19 protein-coding genes are annotated in these 19,348 nt (G+C 59.6%); 8 read left to right on the top strand and 11 right to left on the bottom strand.

Features of this window, described 5'->3' with window-relative positions:
* Positions 1 to 78: 78 nt before the first annotated feature.
* The 3 genes from ACMXYI_RS09740 to ACMXYI_RS09730 all read right to left on the bottom strand — a co-directional run bounded on the left by ACMXYI_RS09740 (position 79) and on the right by ACMXYI_RS09730 (position 2,023).
* Positions 79 to 969, bottom strand: a complete 891-nt coding sequence (locus ACMXYI_RS09740; RefSeq protein ID WP_415773055.1) for an alpha/beta fold hydrolase — start codon at positions 967 to 969, stop codon at positions 79 to 81.
* 109 nt (positions 970 to 1,078) lie between these two features.
* Complete coding sequence (locus tag ACMXYI_RS09735) at positions 1,079 to 1,384, bottom strand: DMT family transporter (RefSeq protein ID WP_008157366.1); 306 nt, start codon at positions 1,382 to 1,384, stop codon at positions 1,079 to 1,081.
* The gene (locus tag ACMXYI_RS09730; protein ID WP_415773054.1) at positions 1,385 to 2,023 is read right to left on the bottom strand and encodes an FMN-dependent NADH-azoreductase; all 639 of its coding nucleotides are present in this window, start codon (positions 2,021 to 2,023) and stop codon (positions 1,385 to 1,387) included.
* A 110-nt stretch (positions 2,024 to 2,133) separates the two neighbouring features.
* Here ACMXYI_RS09730 and ACMXYI_RS09725 point away from each other — a divergent pair, with 110 nt between their 5' ends.
* Positions 2,134 to 3,069: a LysR substrate-binding domain-containing protein gene (locus ACMXYI_RS09725; RefSeq protein ID WP_415773053.1), complete on the top strand. Its 936-nt coding sequence runs from the start codon at positions 2,134 to 2,136 to the stop codon at positions 3,067 to 3,069.
* Positions 3,070 to 3,182: 113 nt separating this feature from the next.
* Here the strand turns inward: ACMXYI_RS09725 and ACMXYI_RS09720 are convergent, their stop codons facing one another.
* Complete coding sequence (locus ACMXYI_RS09720) at positions 3,183 to 5,258, bottom strand: AsmA family protein (protein WP_415773052.1); 2,076 nt, start codon at positions 5,256 to 5,258, stop codon at positions 3,183 to 3,185.
* A gap of 386 nt (positions 5,259 to 5,644) precedes the next feature.
* Here ACMXYI_RS09720 and ACMXYI_RS09715 point away from each other — a divergent pair, with 386 nt between their 5' ends.
* The 7 genes from ACMXYI_RS09715 to ACMXYI_RS09685 all read left to right on the top strand — a co-directional run bounded on the left by ACMXYI_RS09715 (position 5,645) and on the right by ACMXYI_RS09685 (position 10,924).
* Positions 5,645 to 6,157 carry a hypothetical protein gene (locus tag ACMXYI_RS09715; RefSeq protein ID WP_415773051.1) on the top strand — a complete coding sequence of 171 codons (513 nt, stop codon included), beginning with the start codon at positions 5,645 to 5,647 and terminating at the stop codon, positions 6,155 to 6,157.
* A gap of 156 nt (positions 6,158 to 6,313) precedes the next feature.
* Positions 6,314 to 6,946 carry a TetR family transcriptional regulator gene (locus ACMXYI_RS09710; protein WP_415773050.1) on the top strand — a complete coding sequence of 211 codons (633 nt, stop codon included), beginning with the start codon at positions 6,314 to 6,316 and terminating at the stop codon, positions 6,944 to 6,946.
* A gap of 250 nt (positions 6,947 to 7,196) precedes the next feature.
* Positions 7,197 to 7,697, top strand: a complete 501-nt coding sequence (gene ureE / locus ACMXYI_RS09705; RefSeq protein WP_415773049.1) for an urease accessory protein UreE — start codon at positions 7,197 to 7,199, stop codon at positions 7,695 to 7,697.
* The gene (locus ACMXYI_RS09700; protein WP_415773048.1) at positions 7,694 to 8,368 is read left to right on the top strand and encodes an urease accessory protein UreF; all 675 of its coding nucleotides are present in this window, start codon (positions 7,694 to 7,696) and stop codon (positions 8,366 to 8,368) included. The genes ureE and ACMXYI_RS09700 overlap by 4 nt, the downstream gene beginning before the upstream one ends.
* A gap of 22 nt (positions 8,369 to 8,390) precedes the next feature.
* Positions 8,391 to 9,005, top strand: coding sequence for an urease accessory protein UreG (gene ureG, locus ACMXYI_RS09695; protein WP_008157381.1), 615 nt, complete (start codon positions 8,391 to 8,393; stop codon positions 9,003 to 9,005).
* Between the two features lie 35 nt (positions 9,006 to 9,040).
* Positions 9,041 to 9,613, top strand: coding sequence for a HupE/UreJ family protein (locus tag ACMXYI_RS09690; protein ID WP_415773047.1), 573 nt, complete (start codon positions 9,041 to 9,043; stop codon positions 9,611 to 9,613).
* Between the two features lie 177 nt (positions 9,614 to 9,790).
* Positions 9,791 to 10,924, top strand: coding sequence for an AGE family epimerase/isomerase (locus tag ACMXYI_RS09685; protein WP_415773046.1), 1,134 nt, complete (start codon positions 9,791 to 9,793; stop codon positions 10,922 to 10,924).
* A gap of 118 nt (positions 10,925 to 11,042) precedes the next feature.
* On the opposite strand, the gene ACMXYI_RS09680 is transcribed toward ACMXYI_RS09685, so the two are convergent.
* The 7 genes from ACMXYI_RS09680 to amaA all read right to left on the bottom strand — a co-directional run bounded on the left by ACMXYI_RS09680 (position 11,043) and on the right by amaA (position 19,279).
* A complete protein-coding gene (locus ACMXYI_RS09680) occupies positions 11,043 to 11,810 on the bottom strand; it encodes an SDR family oxidoreductase (RefSeq protein ID WP_056746308.1) in 768 nt (255 codons plus the stop codon).
* A gap of 730 nt (positions 11,811 to 12,540) precedes the next feature.
* Complete coding sequence (locus tag ACMXYI_RS09675) at positions 12,541 to 13,257, bottom strand: ABC transporter ATP-binding protein (protein ID WP_415773045.1); 717 nt, start codon at positions 13,255 to 13,257, stop codon at positions 12,541 to 12,543.
* The gene (locus ACMXYI_RS09670; RefSeq protein ID WP_415758136.1) at positions 13,254 to 14,129 is read right to left on the bottom strand and encodes an ABC transporter ATP-binding protein; all 876 of its coding nucleotides are present in this window, start codon (positions 14,127 to 14,129) and stop codon (positions 13,254 to 13,256) included. Before ACMXYI_RS09670 ends, ACMXYI_RS09675 begins: the two co-directional genes overlap by 4 nt.
* A complete protein-coding gene (gene livM, locus ACMXYI_RS09665; RefSeq protein WP_415773044.1) occupies positions 14,126 to 15,409 on the bottom strand; it encodes a high-affinity branched-chain amino acid ABC transporter permease LivM in 1,284 nt (427 codons plus the stop codon). The genes ACMXYI_RS09670 and livM overlap by 4 nt, the downstream gene beginning before the upstream one ends.
* 3 nt (positions 15,410 to 15,412) lie before the next feature.
* The gene (locus ACMXYI_RS09660; RefSeq protein ID WP_309674883.1) at positions 15,413 to 16,327 is read right to left on the bottom strand and encodes an ABC transporter permease subunit; all 915 of its coding nucleotides are present in this window, start codon (positions 16,325 to 16,327) and stop codon (positions 15,413 to 15,415) included.
* 170 nt (positions 16,328 to 16,497) lie between these two features.
* Positions 16,498 to 17,631: a branched-chain amino acid ABC transporter substrate-binding protein gene (locus tag ACMXYI_RS09655; protein WP_033055567.1), complete on the bottom strand. Its 1,134-nt coding sequence runs from the start codon at positions 17,629 to 17,631 to the stop codon at positions 16,498 to 16,500.
* A 364-nt stretch (positions 17,632 to 17,995) separates the two neighbouring features.
* The gene (amaA, locus tag ACMXYI_RS09650) at positions 17,996 to 19,279 is read right to left on the bottom strand and encodes an L-pipecolate oxidase (protein ID WP_415773043.1); all 1,284 of its coding nucleotides are present in this window, start codon (positions 19,277 to 19,279) and stop codon (positions 17,996 to 17,998) included.
* Between the last annotated feature and the right edge of the window lie 69 nt (positions 19,280 to 19,348).

The following is a 19,348-nucleotide window of genomic DNA, read 5'->3' as shown; positions in this document are numbered from 1 at the left end:
CGCGGGCAAGCCACGCTCCCACAAGGACGGTGATATCCCTGTGGGAGCGGGCTTGCCCGCGATGAACGATAACGCGGTCTAAACCCCAGCCGCTTTCAACCGTGCAGCATGCTCGACAAACAACCGCACCGGCTCCGCGCCCTTGCCCACCAAACCCAACGACTGATTGACGATGTCGAAGTGATCCATTGGATACTCATCGCCGATCACCGTCCCCAGATGTGAGCTGTAACGCCCGACCATCCCGTCGCAATGCCCGACTTCTCGAACGAAGGTTCTGGCAAACAACCGACAACTGCGGTTGGTCCCATCAAACAGGTTTCGCCCGCGATCGGTCTTGCCCGGCTGCAAGGTCCCGGACCAGGAGTAATACCGCACGCCGTTGACCTCTTCCGGCCCATGCCCACCCCAGGTTTCAGGCAAGCCCTGTGGATAACGCTGGTTGAACAGCGCCACGCCTTCCGTCGTCAGGGAATGATGAGAGGCATGGATATCCACCGGCAATTTCGGTCCGCGATAACCGGTATCCAACAGGCTCATCAGCGCACTGATCCAGCGCAGCAAAACGCTGAGCAAACGCCCCTTGGCGCTGTCTCCCGGATAGTGTTTTTGCAGGTAATCCGCCAGCTCTGAACCGTGATTGGGTCCTGCCACCGACGTCACCGAAGCCACCCGATCCGGGCGTTTGGCGGCGGCGTAACGGGCGGTGAGAGAGCCCTGGCTATGGCCGATCAGGTTGACCTTCTCGGCCCCGGTTTCGCGCAGAATCTCCTCGATCCGCGCCAGCAACTGCTCGCCACGTACCTCGCTGGAATTGAGCGGAGAAACCTGCACCGCAAACACCAAAGCCCCACCCCGGCGCAACGCCGAGATAATCCCGTACCAATACGGATAGAGCAGCAGACGGATAAACCCGAGCATTCCCGGGACCAGCACCAACGGATAACGCGTGGCGGAACCTTGCGACATGGGCGAACGTCCTTGTGATCGGTGAGGTGACGCAAGGCTGAATGCAAGACATCAGCCAAGCATCGGCATCGAAGATGACAACTCGACGACCAGTCTATGACATCCAGCCCTACTTCAGCCCCACCACCCCCGCCACGATCAATCCGACCGACACCAGTTTGACCGCCGTCAGGCTTTCGCCAAGCAGCGCGAACCCGAGAAACACCGTGCCCAGTGAGCCGATGGCGGTCCAGATCGGGTAAGCGATGCTCACCGGCAACTCGCGCATGGCCAAGGTCAGGAAGTAGATCCCGCCCACCGCGGCCACCACCGTGATCATCGACGGCCAGAGCCGGGTGAAGCCTTCGGCGTACTTCATGCCCATGGCAAAGGTAACTTCGAAGCCGGCGGCGATCAGCAAAAACAGCCAGGCCATCTAGAACTCCCTGGCCAGCGCCAGCAAGCGCTGCTCGGCCTCGGCGGCGGAGATCTGGAAGGTGCGCGCTTCGGATTCTTCGCCTTCGGCGGCCACGACCGTGATGTCGGTGATGCCGATGAACCCCAATGCCGTTCGCAACAGCGGATCGGCATGGTTCATCGCCTCAAGTTCTCCACCGGGCCCGAAACCGAACCCGCCGCGACTGGTGACGATCAACGCCTTCTTGCCCTGCACCAGCGGCTCGTATTGAGCGACGCCATTGTCCAGGGTGTGATTGAAGGTCAGCCCCAGTCGCACAATCTGATCGATCCAGGCCTTGAGGCCGCTGGGCACGCTGAAGTTGTGCATCGGCGTGGAAATCACCAACAAATCGTGACCGAGTAACTCGCCCACCAGTTCATCGCTGAACGCCAGGTCAGCCTGCATCGACAGCGGTCGCGCATCGGGCTCCGGGTAAAACGCGGCGGCCACAAAAGCCTCGTTGACCGGCGGAATCAACGCTCGACCAACTTCGCGACGGGTCAGGTGCGACTGAGGATTGGCCGCCTGCCAGGCTGAAAGAAACACCTCGGCCAAGCGCCGGGAGTGAGAACGGTCGCCACGGGGGCTGGCATGTACGGCAAGAATTGTGCTCATCTGAATCTCCTGAAGGACTAAACTCAAACTGCTTGTGGCTTGCAGCTTGAAGCGCGTAGCCGCCCCTCTTCAAATGAGCAAAAATCAGTCTGGATGAATTGATTTCATCCATGGAGCTTTCAATGTTTGCCTCGCTGCCGCTGACCGCCCTGCGCGCCTTTGAATCCGCCTCGCGCCTGCTGAGCTTCAAGGCAGCCGCCGAAGAACTCTCGGTGACGCCGACGGCGGTTTCTCATCAGATCCGTTCGCTGGAGACTTGGCTCGGTGTGCCGTTATTCGAGCGACTGCCACGGCAAGTTCGCCTGACGGATTGCGGTGAACGGCTGTTCCACAGCTTGCACGGTGCCTTGCTGGAAGTGGCGCAAAGTGTCGATACCTTGCGCCCACAACGCAGCGGCGCGAGCCTGACGATCTCTACCACCGCCGCTTTCGCTGCGTTGTGGCTGGTGCCGCGGCTGGGCCGGTTCTATGCCCGGCACCCGAACATCAGCCTGCGGCTCGATACCCATTGCGAAGTCATCGATTTGCATCAGGACGCCAGCGTCGATCTGGTGCTGCGCTATAGCCTCGGTGATTACCCGAACCTTTATGGCCTGTGCCTGTTCGACGAATCCTTCGGTGTTTATGGCTCGCCGGAGCAAGTCGCCCTGGCCGCCAGCCGAGCGCCGACGCTGATCAGCGTGCGCTGGCACAACTCCAAACTGTACGCCCACGGCTGGGAGGCCTGGTGCGCACAATCCGGCGAGAACTGGCTTGCGGGGCAACCAGCGGTCCGTGAATACGACGAAGAACATTACGCCCTGCAAGCGGCGATTGCCGGTCAAGGCCTGGTGTTGGCGAGCAATATTCTGGTGTCCGAGAGCGTGGCCAGTGGTTTGCTGGTGGCTTACAAGGAGAAGGTTCAGGTCGATGGTGCCGGTTACGCTGCACTGTGTGTGCCGGGGCGCGAACGGCATCCGCCGGTCCGGGCGTTTTTTGCGTGGTTGCAGGAGGAAGCAGCGCTGTCGGGGCTAATGCCAAGATCGCGGACTTCGGCAGATGACTGATCGTTCCCACGCTCTGCGTGGGAATGCAGCCCGGGATGCTCTGCGTCCCACCAAAGCCGAACGCGGAGCGTCCGTAGAAGCATTCCCACGCAGAGCGTGGGGACGATCTCTGGTTACCGGGTGGGTTTGACGGTCACGGGTGCCTTGCCGGCCTTCATCTGCTCCAGCAACGGCGCGCACTGATTCGGTTCGCCACCGCTCGGCGCCACCAGCGCCAGCAACCCCGCCGCCGGCGCCGCAATCACACCCAACGCCACCATCCCGGCCCCGCGCAGCATCAGCGGCACAGCCTTCACACCCGCATCAGGCTTGATGAACTTGCCCCGCACGTACAACGGCGAACGCAGCGAAATCAAACGCCAGCCCTTCGATTCCGGGCTGATGGTCAGGTCCAGTTGCTCAGTCGCCATGTTGGCCGTGCCATCGATGTAGATGATCGCGTTTTCAGTATCGAAGACAAACAGACGCGTGGTCGCCAGTCCGGTCTTGATATCGAAGTCGGCGGCAGCGCAGTTGATCTTCACTTCCTTGTCGCCAAAGATCTTGCCCACCACATAGTTGCCGACGTTGAGCCCGGCCAGCTCCATCAACTCGCGGCTGATGGCACCGTCATTGATCAGCATCTTCAGATTGCCATTGGCAGTGCCCAGCAGTTTGGCCACCGAGTTGCCACGACCGGTGATGTCGGCATCGCCATTGAGCTCGCCGAAGCTGGTTTTCATCGGTTCAAAGGTCGGGAATAACTGCTTGAGTTTGAACTTGCGTGCGGTGAGTTTGGCCCGGCCTTCCAGCGGTTCGGTTCGGCCATTGAGGCGAATCTGCGCATCCAGGTTGCCGCCAGCGACACCGAAGCGCAGGGGTTCAAGGCTGAGCACGCCGTCGGTGAGTATCAGATGGGTGTAGAGATCGTTGAACGGCAGCTTTTCGCTGTGGACGATGCGCTTGCCAGTGAACTCGACGTCAGCGTCCATATCGCGCCAGCGCTCGGTTTTAAACTCTTCGACCGGCAATACCTTGTCCGCCGGCTGCTTGCTTTCGCCACCACGGGCCTTTTGTTTGGCGTTGGAATCGGCACCGATCAACGGGGCCAGGTCGGCAAACAGCAGTTGATTGGATAGCAATGAGCCGCTGAGTTTCGGGCGCGGCTGACTGGCGACATAGGCCAGGCTGCCATGGATGTCGCTCTGACCGATCTTGCCGTTGAAGTCTTCGTAACGGAACACCGCGCCGTCTGCTTCATGCAGCTTGGCAATCAAGTGCCCGTCAGTCTCATACGGAGGTGTGTCCGGCAGGGTCACGCCGGTCAGCGGGTAGAGATTGCCCAGGCTGGTGCCGGCCAGTTTCAGGCGCAAGTCGAGGGCGCCGAGGTTCAGTGGATCGGTGAGGGTGCCGGCCAGTTCGACGCGGGTGTCAGCGATCGTCACTTGAGCCTGAAGCGGAAACGGCATTGCCGCGTCCTGCAACGCCAGCAGGCCGCCGACCTTGCCTTCTCCATCGAGTTTCTGACCGTGGTATTGGCCTTTGACCTTCAGCGCGAACGCGTAATCCTGCGGCGCAGCACCCTTTTCCGACGCGGTTTTCGCGGCTTTGTCACCGACGATGTCACTGAACGGAATCGGTTTGCCCAGCGGGTCGATGATCAAATCGAGCTGAGTCTTCAGGTTCTGGTCGTCGAGGGTGACATGGCCTTTGTCGAAGCCGATCGCACCGATGTCCACTACCCAGTTTGAAGGCTCGGCGTTCGGGTCTTTGGGGTCGAACTTGAAGGTCCAGTTAGCGCGACCATCGGCAAGGCGCTGGAGGTCAGCATTCGGTTCGGTCAGGTCAATACGCGGGATCACCACGCGCTGCGCCAGCAAGGCCAGGGGCGAGAGGCGCAACTCGACGCGCTTGAGGGTGACCATCTGCGGCCTCTTCGACCAGTCCGGGTTGCCCAGGCTCAAGTCCTCCGCCACGACATGCGGCCATGGCACCCACGCGCGCCAGCCGCCCTCGTCGGGTTCGCGCTGCCAGACCACCGCGAGGTTGCCGTTGATGGCGAACGGGCGGTGCAGCTCTTCGGAAACTTTGGCGTTAAGCGGTGGTTTGATCCGGTTCCAATCGAAGAACGCGATGATCAGAACCAGTACGGCCAGCAGGACAACAAGGCTGGCGAGGGTCCAGGTAAAAATTTTACGAGTGCGCGTCATTGCACAGGGCTCCTGATACGACTGAGCGTCCTGACTGCGACGCACGTTTGAAACGTTAGGCCAGAACCGGCCTGCCATGGAGTCTAGGACTGGGAAATGGCGTGCAGGTTTAACCGAAATACCGCTTAACACTCAAATAATCGGTCGGCGACAGGATGCTCCCTCAATCCAGCGTTACCGGCCCGCACTTTTGCAAGGCGCAAGTGAGTGGAAAATACCCATCTCAGCGCAAAAACATCCGCCGGAAACGCCCGATTTAGAGCCGTATCACGGAACAATCAATTCCGTTGATTATTACCATTGCGTTTATGAACTTTTATATCGACTTATCGAGAGTAGCATTGCCCTCGTACCCACTTTATCGCCCTCCTACGGAGCACCCAATCATGAAACGCCAATTACTGTTTAGCCTTACCCTCTCAATGCTGGCCAGCACAGCTTTTGCCCTGCCAGCTGCTGACCAGGCGACCCCACAAGTCAAATCCACCCACTCGGAGTTCAGCCAAACCGTTGCCGAAGGTGGTAATGATCGCCTGAAAGAAAAAGGCCTGATCACCCAGGATGGTTCGGACCGTACTCCACAAGGCCAAACCCTGGCTGCTGATGGTTCCGATCGCACTCCACAAGGTCAAACCCTGGCTGCTGACGGTTCCGATCGCACTCCACAAGGTCAAACCCTGGCTGCTGACGGTTCCGACCGCACTCCACAAGGTCAAACCCTGGCTGCTGACGGTTCCGACCGCACTCCACAAGGTCAAACCCTGGCTGCTGACGGTTCCGACCGCACTCCACAAGGTCAAACCCTCGCTGCTGACGGTTCCGACCGCACTCCACAAGGTCAAACCCTCGCTGAAGGTGGTGGTGACCGTGTCATCGAACGCAACAGCGCTTTGAGCTAAGCCCATGGCGGCCCTGAAAAAAAGCCCAATCCCCGGATTGGGCTTTTGACGTTATAGATGCCTCACTTCCCCGCTTGATCCCCCGATAGTCATTCGACGCCGGCAAAGCCGATTTGCTAGAGTGCGTCGCTGTCTTATCCAGAAAACACCCTTGCGATGCTGCCCCGCGCCGAACAGAAACAACAGACCCGCAACGCCCTGATGGACGCTGCCCGCCACTTGATGGAATGCGGCCGAGGATTCGGCAGCCTGAGCCTGCGCGAAGTCACCAGAACCGCCGGGATTGTGCCCACCGGTTTCTACCGGCATTTCGCCGATATGGATGAACTGGGCCTGGTACTGGTGAGTGAAGTCGGTCAAACCTTCCGCGAAACCATTCGCCTGGTGCGCCACAACGAGTTCGTCATGGGCGGCATCATTGACGCCTCGGTGCGGATCTTTCTCGACGTGGTCACGGCCAATCGCTCGCAGTTCCTGTTTCTCGCTCGCGAGCAGTACGGCGGCTCGCTGCCAGTGCGCCAGGCCATCGGCCGTTTGCGCGAAGACATCAGTTCGGACCTGGCGGCCGACTTGTCCTTGATGCCGAAGCTGCAACACCTGGACATCGCCGGCCTGAGCGTCATGGCCGATCTGATTGTTAAAAGCGTGTTCGCGACCTTGCCGGACATCATTGATCCCCCGGCGCAGGCGCTGCCTGAGCATCTGACGCCACAGGCGAAAATCACTCAGCAGTTGCGATTCATCTTTATCGGCCTGAAGCATTGGCAAGGACTCGGCAGCACCGAGTGACCCTCTAAAAGATCGCAGCCTTCGGCAGCGCCTACATGGATCGCATTTCTCTGTAGGAGCTGCCGAAGGCTGCGATCTTTTTTTGTGCGCCGCAATTTGGTGCGCGCAGCTCTGCACCGCACCAAATTCATCCGAATTGCCGCGACGCCTTGGCACACTCACTGAGCTCCGACAGGCATTTCCTACGTATCGCCCGATTGGCAAGCCCCTTGCTCTAGCCTAAGCATTGTCCATTGCTGGAAGCCTTCCGATGCTGGTGATTCATCGCAGAATCGACCCTCAACCCGTCTGGGCCGCCGAGTTGCACCTGACCTTCGAAGCCCGGAGCAAAAGCCGTTTGCGCTGTTTCAGTGCCGAGGGTGAAGACGTCGGTCTGTTTTTGGAGCGCGGTCAGCCACCGCTGTATGACGGCGAATGCCTGCAAGCCGAAGATGGGCGCATCGTCCGCGTCTGCGCCCGCGCCGAACAACTGCTGCACGTCACCTGCGCCAATGCTTTCGAACTGACTCGCGCGGCCTATCACCTCGGCAACCGCCACGTTGCCCTGCAAGTCGGTGATGGCTGGTTGCGCCTGCTCGACGACTACGTGCTCAAGGCCATGCTCGAACAGCTTGATGCCAAGGTCGAAAACATCGAAGCGCCGTTCCAGCCGGAACACGGTGCCTATGGCGGCGGCCACCACCATTCGCGGCACGGCGATGAAGACTTCAACTACCCACCGAAACTGCACCAGTTCGGCGTGCGGCCATGAACCCAGCCTGGGCGCTGTTGCGCTTGGCCAGTCCGCAGTTGCCGATTGGCGGTTACAGCTATTCCCAAGGCCTGGAAATGGCTGTGGATAACGGCCGCGTGAATGATTCCGACAGTGCGCGACGCTGGATCAGCGATCAGCTAATCCTGAATCTCGCACGCTTCGAAGCACCGCTGCTGCTTGCCCATTGCGTGGCTGCAGCAGAGGAAAACTGGGGCGAGTTACTGCAACGCTGCGAAGAGCATCGCGCCAGCCGGGAAACCCGCGAGTTGCATCAGGAGAGCCGGCAGATGGGCTATTCGTTGCAGCAACTGCTCAACGGCTTGCCAGAACTCGATGCCCCGGCCCCCGCCTTTCTTGAACAACGTCCCGAGCCGCACTTGGCCCTCGGCTGGGCACTGGCCGCTCGCGCCTGGAATATCAGCCCGCAGGACGCGCTGGCGGCGTGGCTCTGGAGTTGGCTGGAAAACCAACTGGCGGTGCTGATGAAAACCCTGCCACTGGGCCAGCAAGCCGCGCAACGCCTGACCAGCCAATTGCTGCCGCTGCTGCAACAAGCCCAGCAGAACGCCACCCGAATCAACCCCGAACACTATGGCAGCGCTGCTTTCGGCCTGTCCCTGGCGTGCATGGCCCATGAGCGCCAGTACAGCCGTCTATTCCGTTCCTAGGGCCTTTATTTTGGAGAATCACATGAACACACAACCTCTGCGCGTCGGTATCGGCGGCCCGGTCGGTTCCGGCAAAACCGCACTGACTTTGGCCCTGTGCCTGGCGCTGCGCGACCGCTACAACCTGGCGGTGGTCACCAACGACATCTACACCCGTGAAGACGCCGACTTTCTGGTGCGCAACGAAGCATTGGCGCCGGAGCGGATCATCGGCGTGGAAACCGGCGGCTGCCCGCACACAGCAATTCGCGAAGACGCCTCGATCAACCTCGAAGCTGTGGATCAACTGAACCGTCGCTTTCCGGGGCTGGACCTGATTCTTGTGGAATCCGGTGGCGACAACCTGTCCGCCACCTTCAGCCCTGAACTGTCCGACCTGACCATCTACGTGATCGACGTCTCGGCCGGCGACAAGCTGCCGCGCAAGGGTGGGCCGGGGATCTGCAAATCCGACTTGCTGGTGATCAACAAGATCGACCTCGCGCCATTGGTGGGTGCGTCGCTGGAACTGATGGACAGCGACACCAAGCGCATGCGCAACGGCAAGCCATTCGTTTTCAGCAACCAGAAAACCGGCCTCGGCCTGGAAGAAATCATCGCCTTCATCGAACGCCAGGGCCTGCTGACAGCGGCGTGAACACGATCAACTTTTATCAACAAGGAAGCTTATCCATGACACTTACACGCATTCTGGGCGCCATGGCCCTGCTGCTGACCCCGGCCATCGCCTTCGCCCACCCGGGGCATGGCGACAACGGTTTGATCGCGGGCATCAGCCACCCGATCGGGGGCCTCGATCACTTGTTGGCGATGGTTGCGGTCGGTTTGTGGGCGGCACAACAGAAAGGCGCTGCACGCTGGGCGCTGCCGAGCACATTCGTCGGCATCATGCTGATCGGCGGGTTGCTGGGGTTTGAAGGGCTGAACCTGCCGGCGCTGGAGAGCGGGATTGCGGCGTCGGTACTGGCGCTGGGTCTGGCGGTGGCTTTGGCCGTGCGCCCGCCGTTGAGCCTGGCCGTTGCGGCAACCGCTTTGTTTGCGTTGTTTCACGGGGTGGCGCACGGGCTGGAGTTGCCGCAGATGTCGAGCCCTTGGGCGTATGCGGCGGGTTTTGTAGCCGCGACGGCTGCGTTGCATGGATTGGGTTATGCGGCAGTGCGGTTGTTGCCGCAAGCATCGGCGCCGTTGGTTCGACTGGCGGGCGCAGCTTCGGCGGCGACTGGCGTGTGGTTGCTGGCAGGCTAAATGCCCAAAGATCGTTCCCACGCTCTGCGTGGGAATGCAGCCCAGGACGCTCCGCGTCCCTTTCCAAGCGGACGCGGAGCGTCCAATGAGGCATTCCCACGCGGAGCATGGGAACGATCGACGCGTTCTCTCTGCTAACATGTCGCGCAATCAACCCTGCCGTGACGACGCCAGCCAATGCCGCCTGTTTCCCGCTCTGCCTCCCAGCCTGAATTGACCGCTCTGTTTGCCTCGGTGCAACAGCACTTCCAGGACGTGATCGTGCCACTCTGGCAAGGCCCCGGCTGGAATGCCGACATGGCGCTGCCCTATGAGGCGCTGGACGCCGAGCATCAACCGCTGCCGCCCCAACGCTACCGGGCCATGGCCTGCGCGCGGCAGCTTTACCTGTTTTCCAGCCTGATCGGTCAGGTACCGGCCGCCGAAGAGCGCGCCGCAGCGCTGTTCCGTTCCTTGCAGCAGCATTTCCATGATGCCGAGCATGGCGGCTGGTTCTACAGCGTCGACCCGCAGGGCGCGCCCCTGGATCAGCGCAAAGACCTCTACACCCACGCCTTCATCCTGTTCGCCTGCGCCCATTACTGGGACAAAGTCCGCGAGCCGCTGGTGGAATCGGTGCTCAACGCCGTACTGGAAGTGGTCGCGCAGCGCTTTGCCACGGGCGACGGCCTGTACGAAGCCAGCCTCGACCGTGACTGGTCGTCGCTCGAGTCCGGGCCGCTGCAAAATCCCCTGATGCACTTGGCCGAAGCCTTCCTCGCCACGCTGTCGGTGCGCAAAGACCTCGCCGTGCAAGATGCACTCGTCGAGTTGTGCACAGCCATGCAGAAGAGATTTATCGACCCGCAACACAGTGTGTTGATGGAGAAACCGCTGGGTGCTGTGGATAACTGGTTTGAACCGGGGCATCAGTTCGAGTGGTATTTCCTGCTGGAATCGTCTTCGCTACTGCGCGGTTCGACACTGCATGCTTCTCTGGAACGCGCCTTTGCGTTCACCGAACAGCTGGGTGTCGATCAACAGACCGGCGCCGTGCGGGCCATGCTTGACCTGGAACCGAACGGCCCACCTCGGGACGCTACACAGCGAATCTGGGCTCAGGCTGAATACCTGCGCGCCCTGACCTTGCGGCCAGACAGCGAAGCCGTGGTGCTGCGCCAATTGCAGGCGCTGCAGCAGCGTTCCCTGCATGCGGGGGGCTGGTATGAGTGTCGTGATGAGAACGGGGATGTGACCCGTCGGGACATGCCGTCGACCACGCCTTATCACTTGGCCACGTGTTATCGCGGGCTGGCCGATTATCTTCGCTGATTGATAGATCGCTATCGCGAGCAAGCTCGTTCCCACAGGGTTTGTGTCGTTCGCGAAATGGCGATTCAACACAAATCCTGTGGGAGCGTGGCTTGCCCGCGATAGCCGTTACGCGGCCTTAAGCCTTGGCATTACGCTCAATCGCAAACCCGCTCCACGTCTGGCTCACCGGCATCAGCTCCAGGCTGTTGATGTTGATGTGCGCCGGGGCATTGAGCACCCAGAAAATGGTGTCGGCGATGTCTTGCGGCTGGATCGGCTCGGCACCGGCGTAGGTCGCGTTGTAACGCTCCTGGTCACCGGCGAAACGCACCAGTGAGAACTCGCTTTCGCACAGGCCCGGCTCGATATTGCTGACCCGCACGCCCGTACCTTGCAGGTCGCAGCGCAGGTTCAGGGAGAACTGTTTGACGAACGCCTTGCTCGCGCCATACACATGGCTGCCCGGGTACGGGTAGTTGCCGGCGATGGAGCCGAGGTTGACGATGCCGGCGCCACGACCGTGAGCGATCAGGCGGGGCAACAACAGACGAGTGCTGTACATCAGGCCTTTGATGTTGGTGTCGACCATGGTGTCCCAATCGTCGAGGTCGCACTTGGGCGCCGGGTCAACACCCAGGGCCAGCCCGGCGTTGTTGATCAGCCCGCGCAGTTTGGCGAAGGACGGCGGCAGGTTGGCAATCGCCTCCTCCATGGCCTTGCGATCACGCACGTCGAGCACCAGGCCATGGACCTCGGTCTGCTTCGACAACTCGGCGCACAGCGCATTGAGGCGCTCTTCACGACGGCCGGTCAGCACCAGTTTCCAGCCGGCTTCGGCAAAACGACGGGCGCAGGCTTCACCAAAACCGGAGGTCGCGCCGGTAATAAACAGGGTGTTGGACATCGTGTTCTCCTTGCTTCGGCTGATCGGCAGCCACTGGAATAGAAAATCAGCAGCCAGCATGCCCGGCCTTGCCCACAGCGGCAACTACCTTACGAGCTGTACAAAAAACGATCAAACGTTGCCGCGCCTTACCTGCCGTGGCTTTCAGCCATGTGCGCGCACCTTATCCACAGACCGGTCCACAGTTTCCGGGGGCAAGTGGAAAAGCTGTAAGCCGCTGTGCACAAGGCTTTGCGGGCAAATTGGAAATTTTTTTGCTTGACCCTGGAACGCCGGCTGTGTAGCCCATGGCATTTTGCACGATTGACCGGTCATACCGACGATGGCGCCAAGCCAGTAACTACGGCCTTCAGCCGAGTCTTTCCAGAGTTTAACCACAGACTTATCCACAGGCAGCCCCACTCCATTTCGGTCCGTTTTCGTCACCAACAAAAAGGTTGACAAAGCCCGCTCGCGGTCCCGCAAAAACGCCTGATCAAAAAACAACCACAACTCTGCAAGCCACGGTTTCAAAGGCTTTCAGCCAGCTACTCCCACGTTATTCACAGCCAGCTCCACAGCAAACGGGGACAAGTCAAAACCGTGACAAAACAACTATTTGCAGCGGCTTTATGTCGCGCTTTAAGAGCTTGTGAATATTGTTTTCCACAATTTCAAAAAAGCTTTACGACCGGCATAAAAAAACGCCCTGACGTGGATTCGTCAGGGCGTTTTTTATGCGATCAGCTGTTTAGTGGCCGCCGAGATAAGCGTTACGCACTTCCTCGTTAACCAGCAGTTCCTTGCCGGTGCCTGTGATGCGGATCTCGCCGTTGACCATCACATACGCCCGATCCGACAGCTTGAGGGCGTGGTTGGCGTTCTGCTCTACCAGGAAGATCGTCATGCCGGTTTTGGCCAGTTCCCGCAGGGTCGCGAAGATCTGTTTCACCACAATCGGCGCCAGACCCAGGCTCGGCTCGTCCAGCAGCAACAGTTTCGGCCGGCTCATCAGGGCACGTGCGATGGCGAGCATTTGCTGCTCGCCGCCGGACATGGTCATCGCCCGCTGGGTGCGCCGCTCTTCGAGTCGCGGGAACAACTCGAACATGCGTTGCATGTCTTCCTTGACGTACTTGTCACCGATAGGAATGGTGCCCATCAGCAGGTTTTCCTCGACGGTCATGTCAGGGAACACCCGCCGTCCTTCCGGCGATTGAGCGATGCCGTTGGACGCGATGTAGTGGGACGACTTATGGGTGATATCCACACCCTGATAGATGATCTGCCCATCCGCCGCCCGAGGCTGACCGAAAATCGACATCAGCAGGGTCGATTTGCCGGCACCGTTGGAGCCGATCAGGCTGACGGTTTCACCTTCATTGATCTGCAGCGAAACTTTCTTCAGGGCCTGGATCGGCCCGTAAAACACATCCAAATCCTTCAGTTCGAGGATGGGTTGGCTCATAGCACCACTTCCTCTTCATCGGCGCCCAGGTAGGCCGCAATCACTTTCGGATCGTTACGAATCGCATCAGGCCCGCCCTCGGCGATGACGATGCCGTGGTCCAGCACTACGATGTGGTCGGAAATGCTCATTACCATGCCCATGTCGTGTTCGATCAGCACCACGGTCAGATCGTGCTCGTCGCGCAGCAGCCGGATCATCGCGCTCAGCGCTTCGGTTTCCTGAGGGTTGAGGCCGGCGGCCGGCTCGTCGAGACAGATGATCTGCGGCCGGGTGCACATGGCCCGGGCGATTTCCAGACGACGTTGCTGACCATAGGACAGCTCACCGGCCAGACGGTTGGCGCAGTCCACCAGGTCCACCACTTCCAGCCAGTAGAACGCGTGATCCAGCGCATCGCTTTCGGCTTTGCGATAACCCTTGGTGTTGAGGATCCCGGCCAGCATGCTGCGGTTGACCCACATGTGTTGGGCCACCAGCAGGTTTTCCAGCACCGACATTTCCTTGAACAGGCGAATGTTCTGGAACGTCCGCGCCAGGCCGGCACGGTTCACCAGGTGGGTGCCGCCGAACATCTTGTAGTACATCCGACTGGCGAAGGATTTCGGCGAGACGAAATCGGTGGGTTTGAATGATTCACCCAGCAGCTTGATAACGTTGGTTTGCTCGCCACGCACATTGAGTTCGATCTTGCCGCCCGAGGCCTTGTAGAACCCGGTCAGGCAGTTGAACACGGTGGTCTTGCCGGCGCCATTGGGGCCGATCAGGGCGAAGATCGAGTTGCGTTTGACCTTCAGGCTGACATCGTTCAACGCCTTGATGCCGCCGAAGTGCATCATCAGCTTCTCGACCGAGAGTACGACTTCGCTCATGGCGCTACTCCTTTACGCGGGGTCACACCGGTACGGCTGATCCGAATCAGGCCGCGCGGTCGCCAGATCATCATCAACACCATCAGGATACCGAACAGCAGCACGCGATATTCCGCGAAACCACGCAGCAGTTCCGGGGCGACAGTCAGCACGAAGGCCGCAATCACCACGCCAATGGTCGAGCCCATGCCGCCGAGAACCACGATGGCGAGGATCAATGCCGATTCGAAAAAGGTGAACGAGGTCGGGTTGACGAAGCCTTGGTAGGTGGCGAAGAACACGCCGGCCAGACCGGCCGTCGATGCACCGATGGTGAACGCCGAGAGTTTGACCAGTACGTGGTTCAGACCCATGGAGCGGCAAGCGATTTCGTCTTCACGCAAGGCTTCCCAGGCGCGACCGACCGGCATGCGGGTCAAGCGGTGCTTGATGTGCAATACGGCCAAAACCACCAGGAACAACACCGCGTAGATGAAGTAGTACTTCACGTCCGGGTTATAGGCGATGCCAAAGAACTCATGGAACGGCACCCCGCCCTCTTTCGCCCTTTTGCCGAACTCGATGCCGAAGAAGGTTGGCAACGGAGCGGCCATACCATTTGGGCCGCCGGTCAGGGACAACCAGTTATTGAGGATCAACCGGATGATTTCACCGAAGCCCAGGGTCACGATCGCCAGGTAGTCACCGTGCAGGCGCAGTACCGGGAAACCGAGGATGCACCCGGCAAGGCCGGCGGTGATCGCCGCCAGCGGCAGCACCGTCCAGAAGCCCAGACCGAGGTATTGGTAACCGAGCGCCAACCCGTAGGCACCGATGGCGTAGAACGCCACGTAACCCAGGTCGAGCAGACCGGCCAGGCCGACCACGATGTTCAGCCCCAGGCCCAGCAGCACGTAGATCAGCCCGAGGATGACCACGCCCAGCAGGTAGGAGTTGGAGAAAAACGGAAACACCACGGCGACGACAATCAACACCGGAATGATCCAGCGCAACCGGGTTTTGTAATCAGGTGGCAGTACATGAACGCCGGAGCCGGTGCTTTCAAAGCCTTCGAGAATTCTCAGGCCCTTGGGGGTTTGCAGGAACAGGCTCAAGGCAAAGCGGCCGGCCATGACGATGGCGACAATCCACGCCACCCGGGTCGTTTCCAGGTTGAAGCCGTAGCCGTCGAGGACGATCCCGACAATCGGGCCGAACACAATCAGGGCCACCAGACCGGCAAGAATCGCGTCAACCAGGCTTCTTTTGAGATCAATGGTTTTTTTAGTGGTTGAAGACATCGCTTACACCTTCGACACAAGAGGACGGCCGAGCAGGCCTTGAGGCCGAAAGACCAGAACAAGAACGAGCAGAGAGAAGCTGAAAACGTCTTTGTAGTCCGAGTTCACCAGACCTGAGAACAGTGATTCGGAGATCCCCAGAATAATCCCGCCGAGCATGGCGCCAGGCAGCGAACCGATCCCGCCGAGTACCGCGGCAGTGAACGCCTTGATCCCGATGACGAAGCCTGCGTAGAAGTCGAACGTGCCGTAGTTCATGGTGATCAGCACGCCGGCCAGGGCCGCCATCGCTGCACCGATGATGAACACATAGGAAATTACACGGTCGGTGTTGATCCCCAGGATCGAAGCCATCTTGCGGTCTTGCTGGGTGGCGCGGCACATGCGGCCGAGCTTGGTGTACTTGATGACGTAGGTCAGCAGGGCCATCCCGGCAAATGCGGCGATCAGAATAAAGATCTTGGTGTAGGTGAGCTGAACGAAGCCGGTCCCGACTTCAACTCGCCATGCACCGGTCAGCAGTGTGGGTACACCCTGTTGGCGGGCGCCCTGGGCGATCTGTGCATAGTTTTGCAGGATCAGGGAAATACCGATGGCGCTGATCAGCGGTGCCAGTCGTGTGGAGTTACGCAACGGTTTGTAGGCGACGCGCTCGATGACCCAGCCATACACCGCCGTGACGATGATGGTGAAGACCAGTGTGCCGAGCATCAGCAGAGGGAAGGATTCAATACCGAAGTAAGCCAGCAGAGCCAGACTGATCGCCGCGAGGTAAGCGGAAATCATGTAAACCTCGCCGTGGGCGAAGTTGATCATGCCGATGATGCCATAGACCATTGTGTAGCCGATGGCGATCAGGCCATAGACCGACCCGAGGGTCAGGCCGTTGACCAGTTGCTGCAGGAAAATACCATCCATAACGCAATCTCACGCATTTGAGAGACTGCACAGAAGCCGTGTACGACGGACCGGGGTTCAGCCGCCGGCGCAACACGGTTGTGTGCAGCTCTACGAGAAAAGACAGGTACTGCACGGACATGTTGATTGATGGCCCGGCGCACAAGGCGCCGGGCAATCAGCAGTTCATATCACTTCTGTTTTTCCAGTTGGTGGTATTTGCCGTCCTTGTCCCACTGGTAAACCACGTAGTCGGAGACTTTCAGGTCGCCCTTGGCGTCCCAGGTCTTCTCGCCCATCACGGTTTGGACCTTGTTGGCTTTCAGCCATTTGGCAGCGTCGTCGCCCTTGTTGGACTTGGCGCCATTGAAGGCAGCTGCCAGGGTCTGGACCGAAGCGTAGGCGTACAGGGTGTAGCCTTCAGGCTCGGTGCCTTTTTTGCGGAACTCGTCCACTACCGTCTTGCTGTCTGGCAGCAGGCGCGGGTCGGCGCCGAAGGTCATGTACACGCCGTCAACGTTCTGCGGGCCACCGGCGGTGGTCACCAGTTCGTCGGTCACGATGCCGTCATCGGACATGAACTTGACGTCTTTGAGGCCTTGTTCACGCAGTTGGCGAACCAGTGGACCGGCTTCCGGGTGCAAGCCGCCGAAGTAGACCACGTCGGCACCGGCCGCACGGATCTTGGTCACCACGGCGCTGAAGTCTTTCTCGCCGCGGGTCAGGCCTTCGTACAGCACCGGCGTTACGCCGCGCTTGACCAGCTGTGCCTTGGTGGCGTCCGCCAGACCTTGGCCGTAGGTGTCTTTGTCGTGCAGGACAACGACTTTCTTGCCTTTGAGCACGTCGACGATGTAGTCGCCGGCCACGATGCCTTGCTGGTCGTCACGACCGCACATACGGAACATGGCAGCCAGGCCGCGTTCGGTAACCTGTGGGTTGGTGGAGCCTGGAGTGATCGCGATGATGCCCGCTTCGTCGTAGATTTCCGAGGCCGGGATGGTCGAGGAGGAGCAGAAGTGACCGACTACGCCAGCGACTTTCTGGTTGGTCAGGTCCTTGGCGACCGTCACAGCCTGTTTCGGTTCGCAGGCGTCGTCGCCTTTGACCAGTACGATTTTTTCCCCGTTTACGCCGCCCGCTGCGTTGACCGCATCGGCCGCAGCCTGTGCACCCTTCATGTACTGCTCGCCAAATGCCGCGTTGGCGCCTGTCATCGGTCCCGCCACGCCGATTTTCACATCAGCCTGTGCAAACGCAGAAACACCCAACGCAGTTGCCACTGCGAGGGCCAAAAAGCCTTTTTTGTAAAACGTCTGGGACATGAGGTGGTGCTCCAAGGTTTTTTTTTAGTTGGCACTGCGACTTCCTGAATGCTCAGAGCAAGGGCCGTGCCATCGGTTTTTTATTCTGAGAAAAGTCGCTGCTTTATTGTTATTTCGACTGTTTCGATCCCATTTTCATTGGGCGTGCAACCGTCTAAACCGCGGAAGGTGAAACCATTTATTTTTAAAGGCGCAACCCGAGCGCGCCATCATTGCAACCGCGGCGCTAAACGACGTGCAACCAGCCTGTAACAACGTGCGTCACCGAAGTGCACACTGCTGGTGCGGAACTGCTACAACCCGCACCTTTTACAGGCTAGTCGCTGCGCGAAAAAGCGCCGCTTCCAGCAACAAATTTCAACAATCAAATAACGATCCGCAGGCACTGGCCTGCGTGATACAGCGAGAATCCGGCCTCGTACAGACAGCTGCGCAATCCCACTCCCGCCAATGGCTGCATGGGCGCAAAGGGAATCGGCAGCGCTTGAGGATTTCCGTTACACAGATAATCGGCAAAGGCTTTGCCGACGACAGTGCCAGTAGTGACGCCCCGGCCGTTGTAACCGGTGACTGCCACTAAACCGGGCGCCGGCTCGAACAAACGCATCAAATGATCGGGGGTGAAGGCGATGCAACCGGTCCAGGTGCACTCCCATTCCACCGGTTTGAGATAAGGAAAATAGTGCTGCTGAACCCGGTCGGCCCAAGCTTTGAGGAACCAGGTCGGTTTCTGATTGCCATTGCCGAGACTGCCGAGCAGCAGACGGCCATCCTTATCCCGACGAACACTGCTGAGGACCTGGCGGGTGTCCCAGGAACCCTGTCCACCGGGGAGAATTTGCTGGGCGGCCTCTTCGGTCAGCGGGACCGACGCCACTTGATAGTAATAACCGGGGAAGAAGTTACGCCGCAATTCCGTCCAGTCACCTTCGGTATAAGCATTCGAGGCAATCACGACTTGCTCGGCAAGCACCGAACCTTGAGCGGTTTGTACCGACCAGCGTTGGCCCTGACGTTCGAGTCGGGTCACCGGGGAATGATCAAACAACTGACCGCCAAGACCGATGGCTGCTTTGGCCAGCCCCGACGTGTAAGCCATTGGATTGATCGTGCCGGCACGTCGATCGAGCAGCGCAGCGGCAATCTTTTTGGTACCCGTCGCTTGTTCGCAGGCTTGACCGGTCAGCAGTTCCACCGGCGCGCCGCGACGTTTCCATTGTTCTTCACGACTGCGCAAGTCCGCCTCGCCACGGGCGTTGTGCGCCATGTGCAGCGTGCCTTCGCGGCGTAACTGGCAATCGATGTTGTACTTATCCACAAGGCTGAACACCAGGGACGGTGCCGCACCGAGCATGCGATTGAGCTGACTGCCGACCGCCACGCCGAAACCGGCTTCGATCTCGTCCGGTGGAATCCACATCCCGGCATTGACCAGCCCGACGTTGCGCCCCGAACCGCCATGACCAGCGCGATGGGCCTCCAGTACACAGACACTTTTGCCTTTTTCCAGCAGATGCACCGCCGCCGACAGACCGGTGAAACCGGCGCCGATGACGCAGACATCGACCGTGACTTCGCCCTTGAGCGCCGCGTTGTCAGGCCTTTGCGGCGTCAGTTTTTCCCACAGACACTCTTCGCGTAACGGCATTGCCAGACTCCAACAGAAACCTAACAAAAACATTCATTGAATGTGGATGATCTATGTGGCGAGGGGATT

This window comes from Pseudomonas lyxosi (genome assembly GCF_047758685.1).
Taxonomy (GTDB): Bacteria; Pseudomonadota; Gammaproteobacteria; order Pseudomonadales; family Pseudomonadaceae; genus Aquipseudomonas; species Aquipseudomonas lyxosi.
This window is presented reverse-complemented; position numbering and strand designations above follow the sequence as displayed.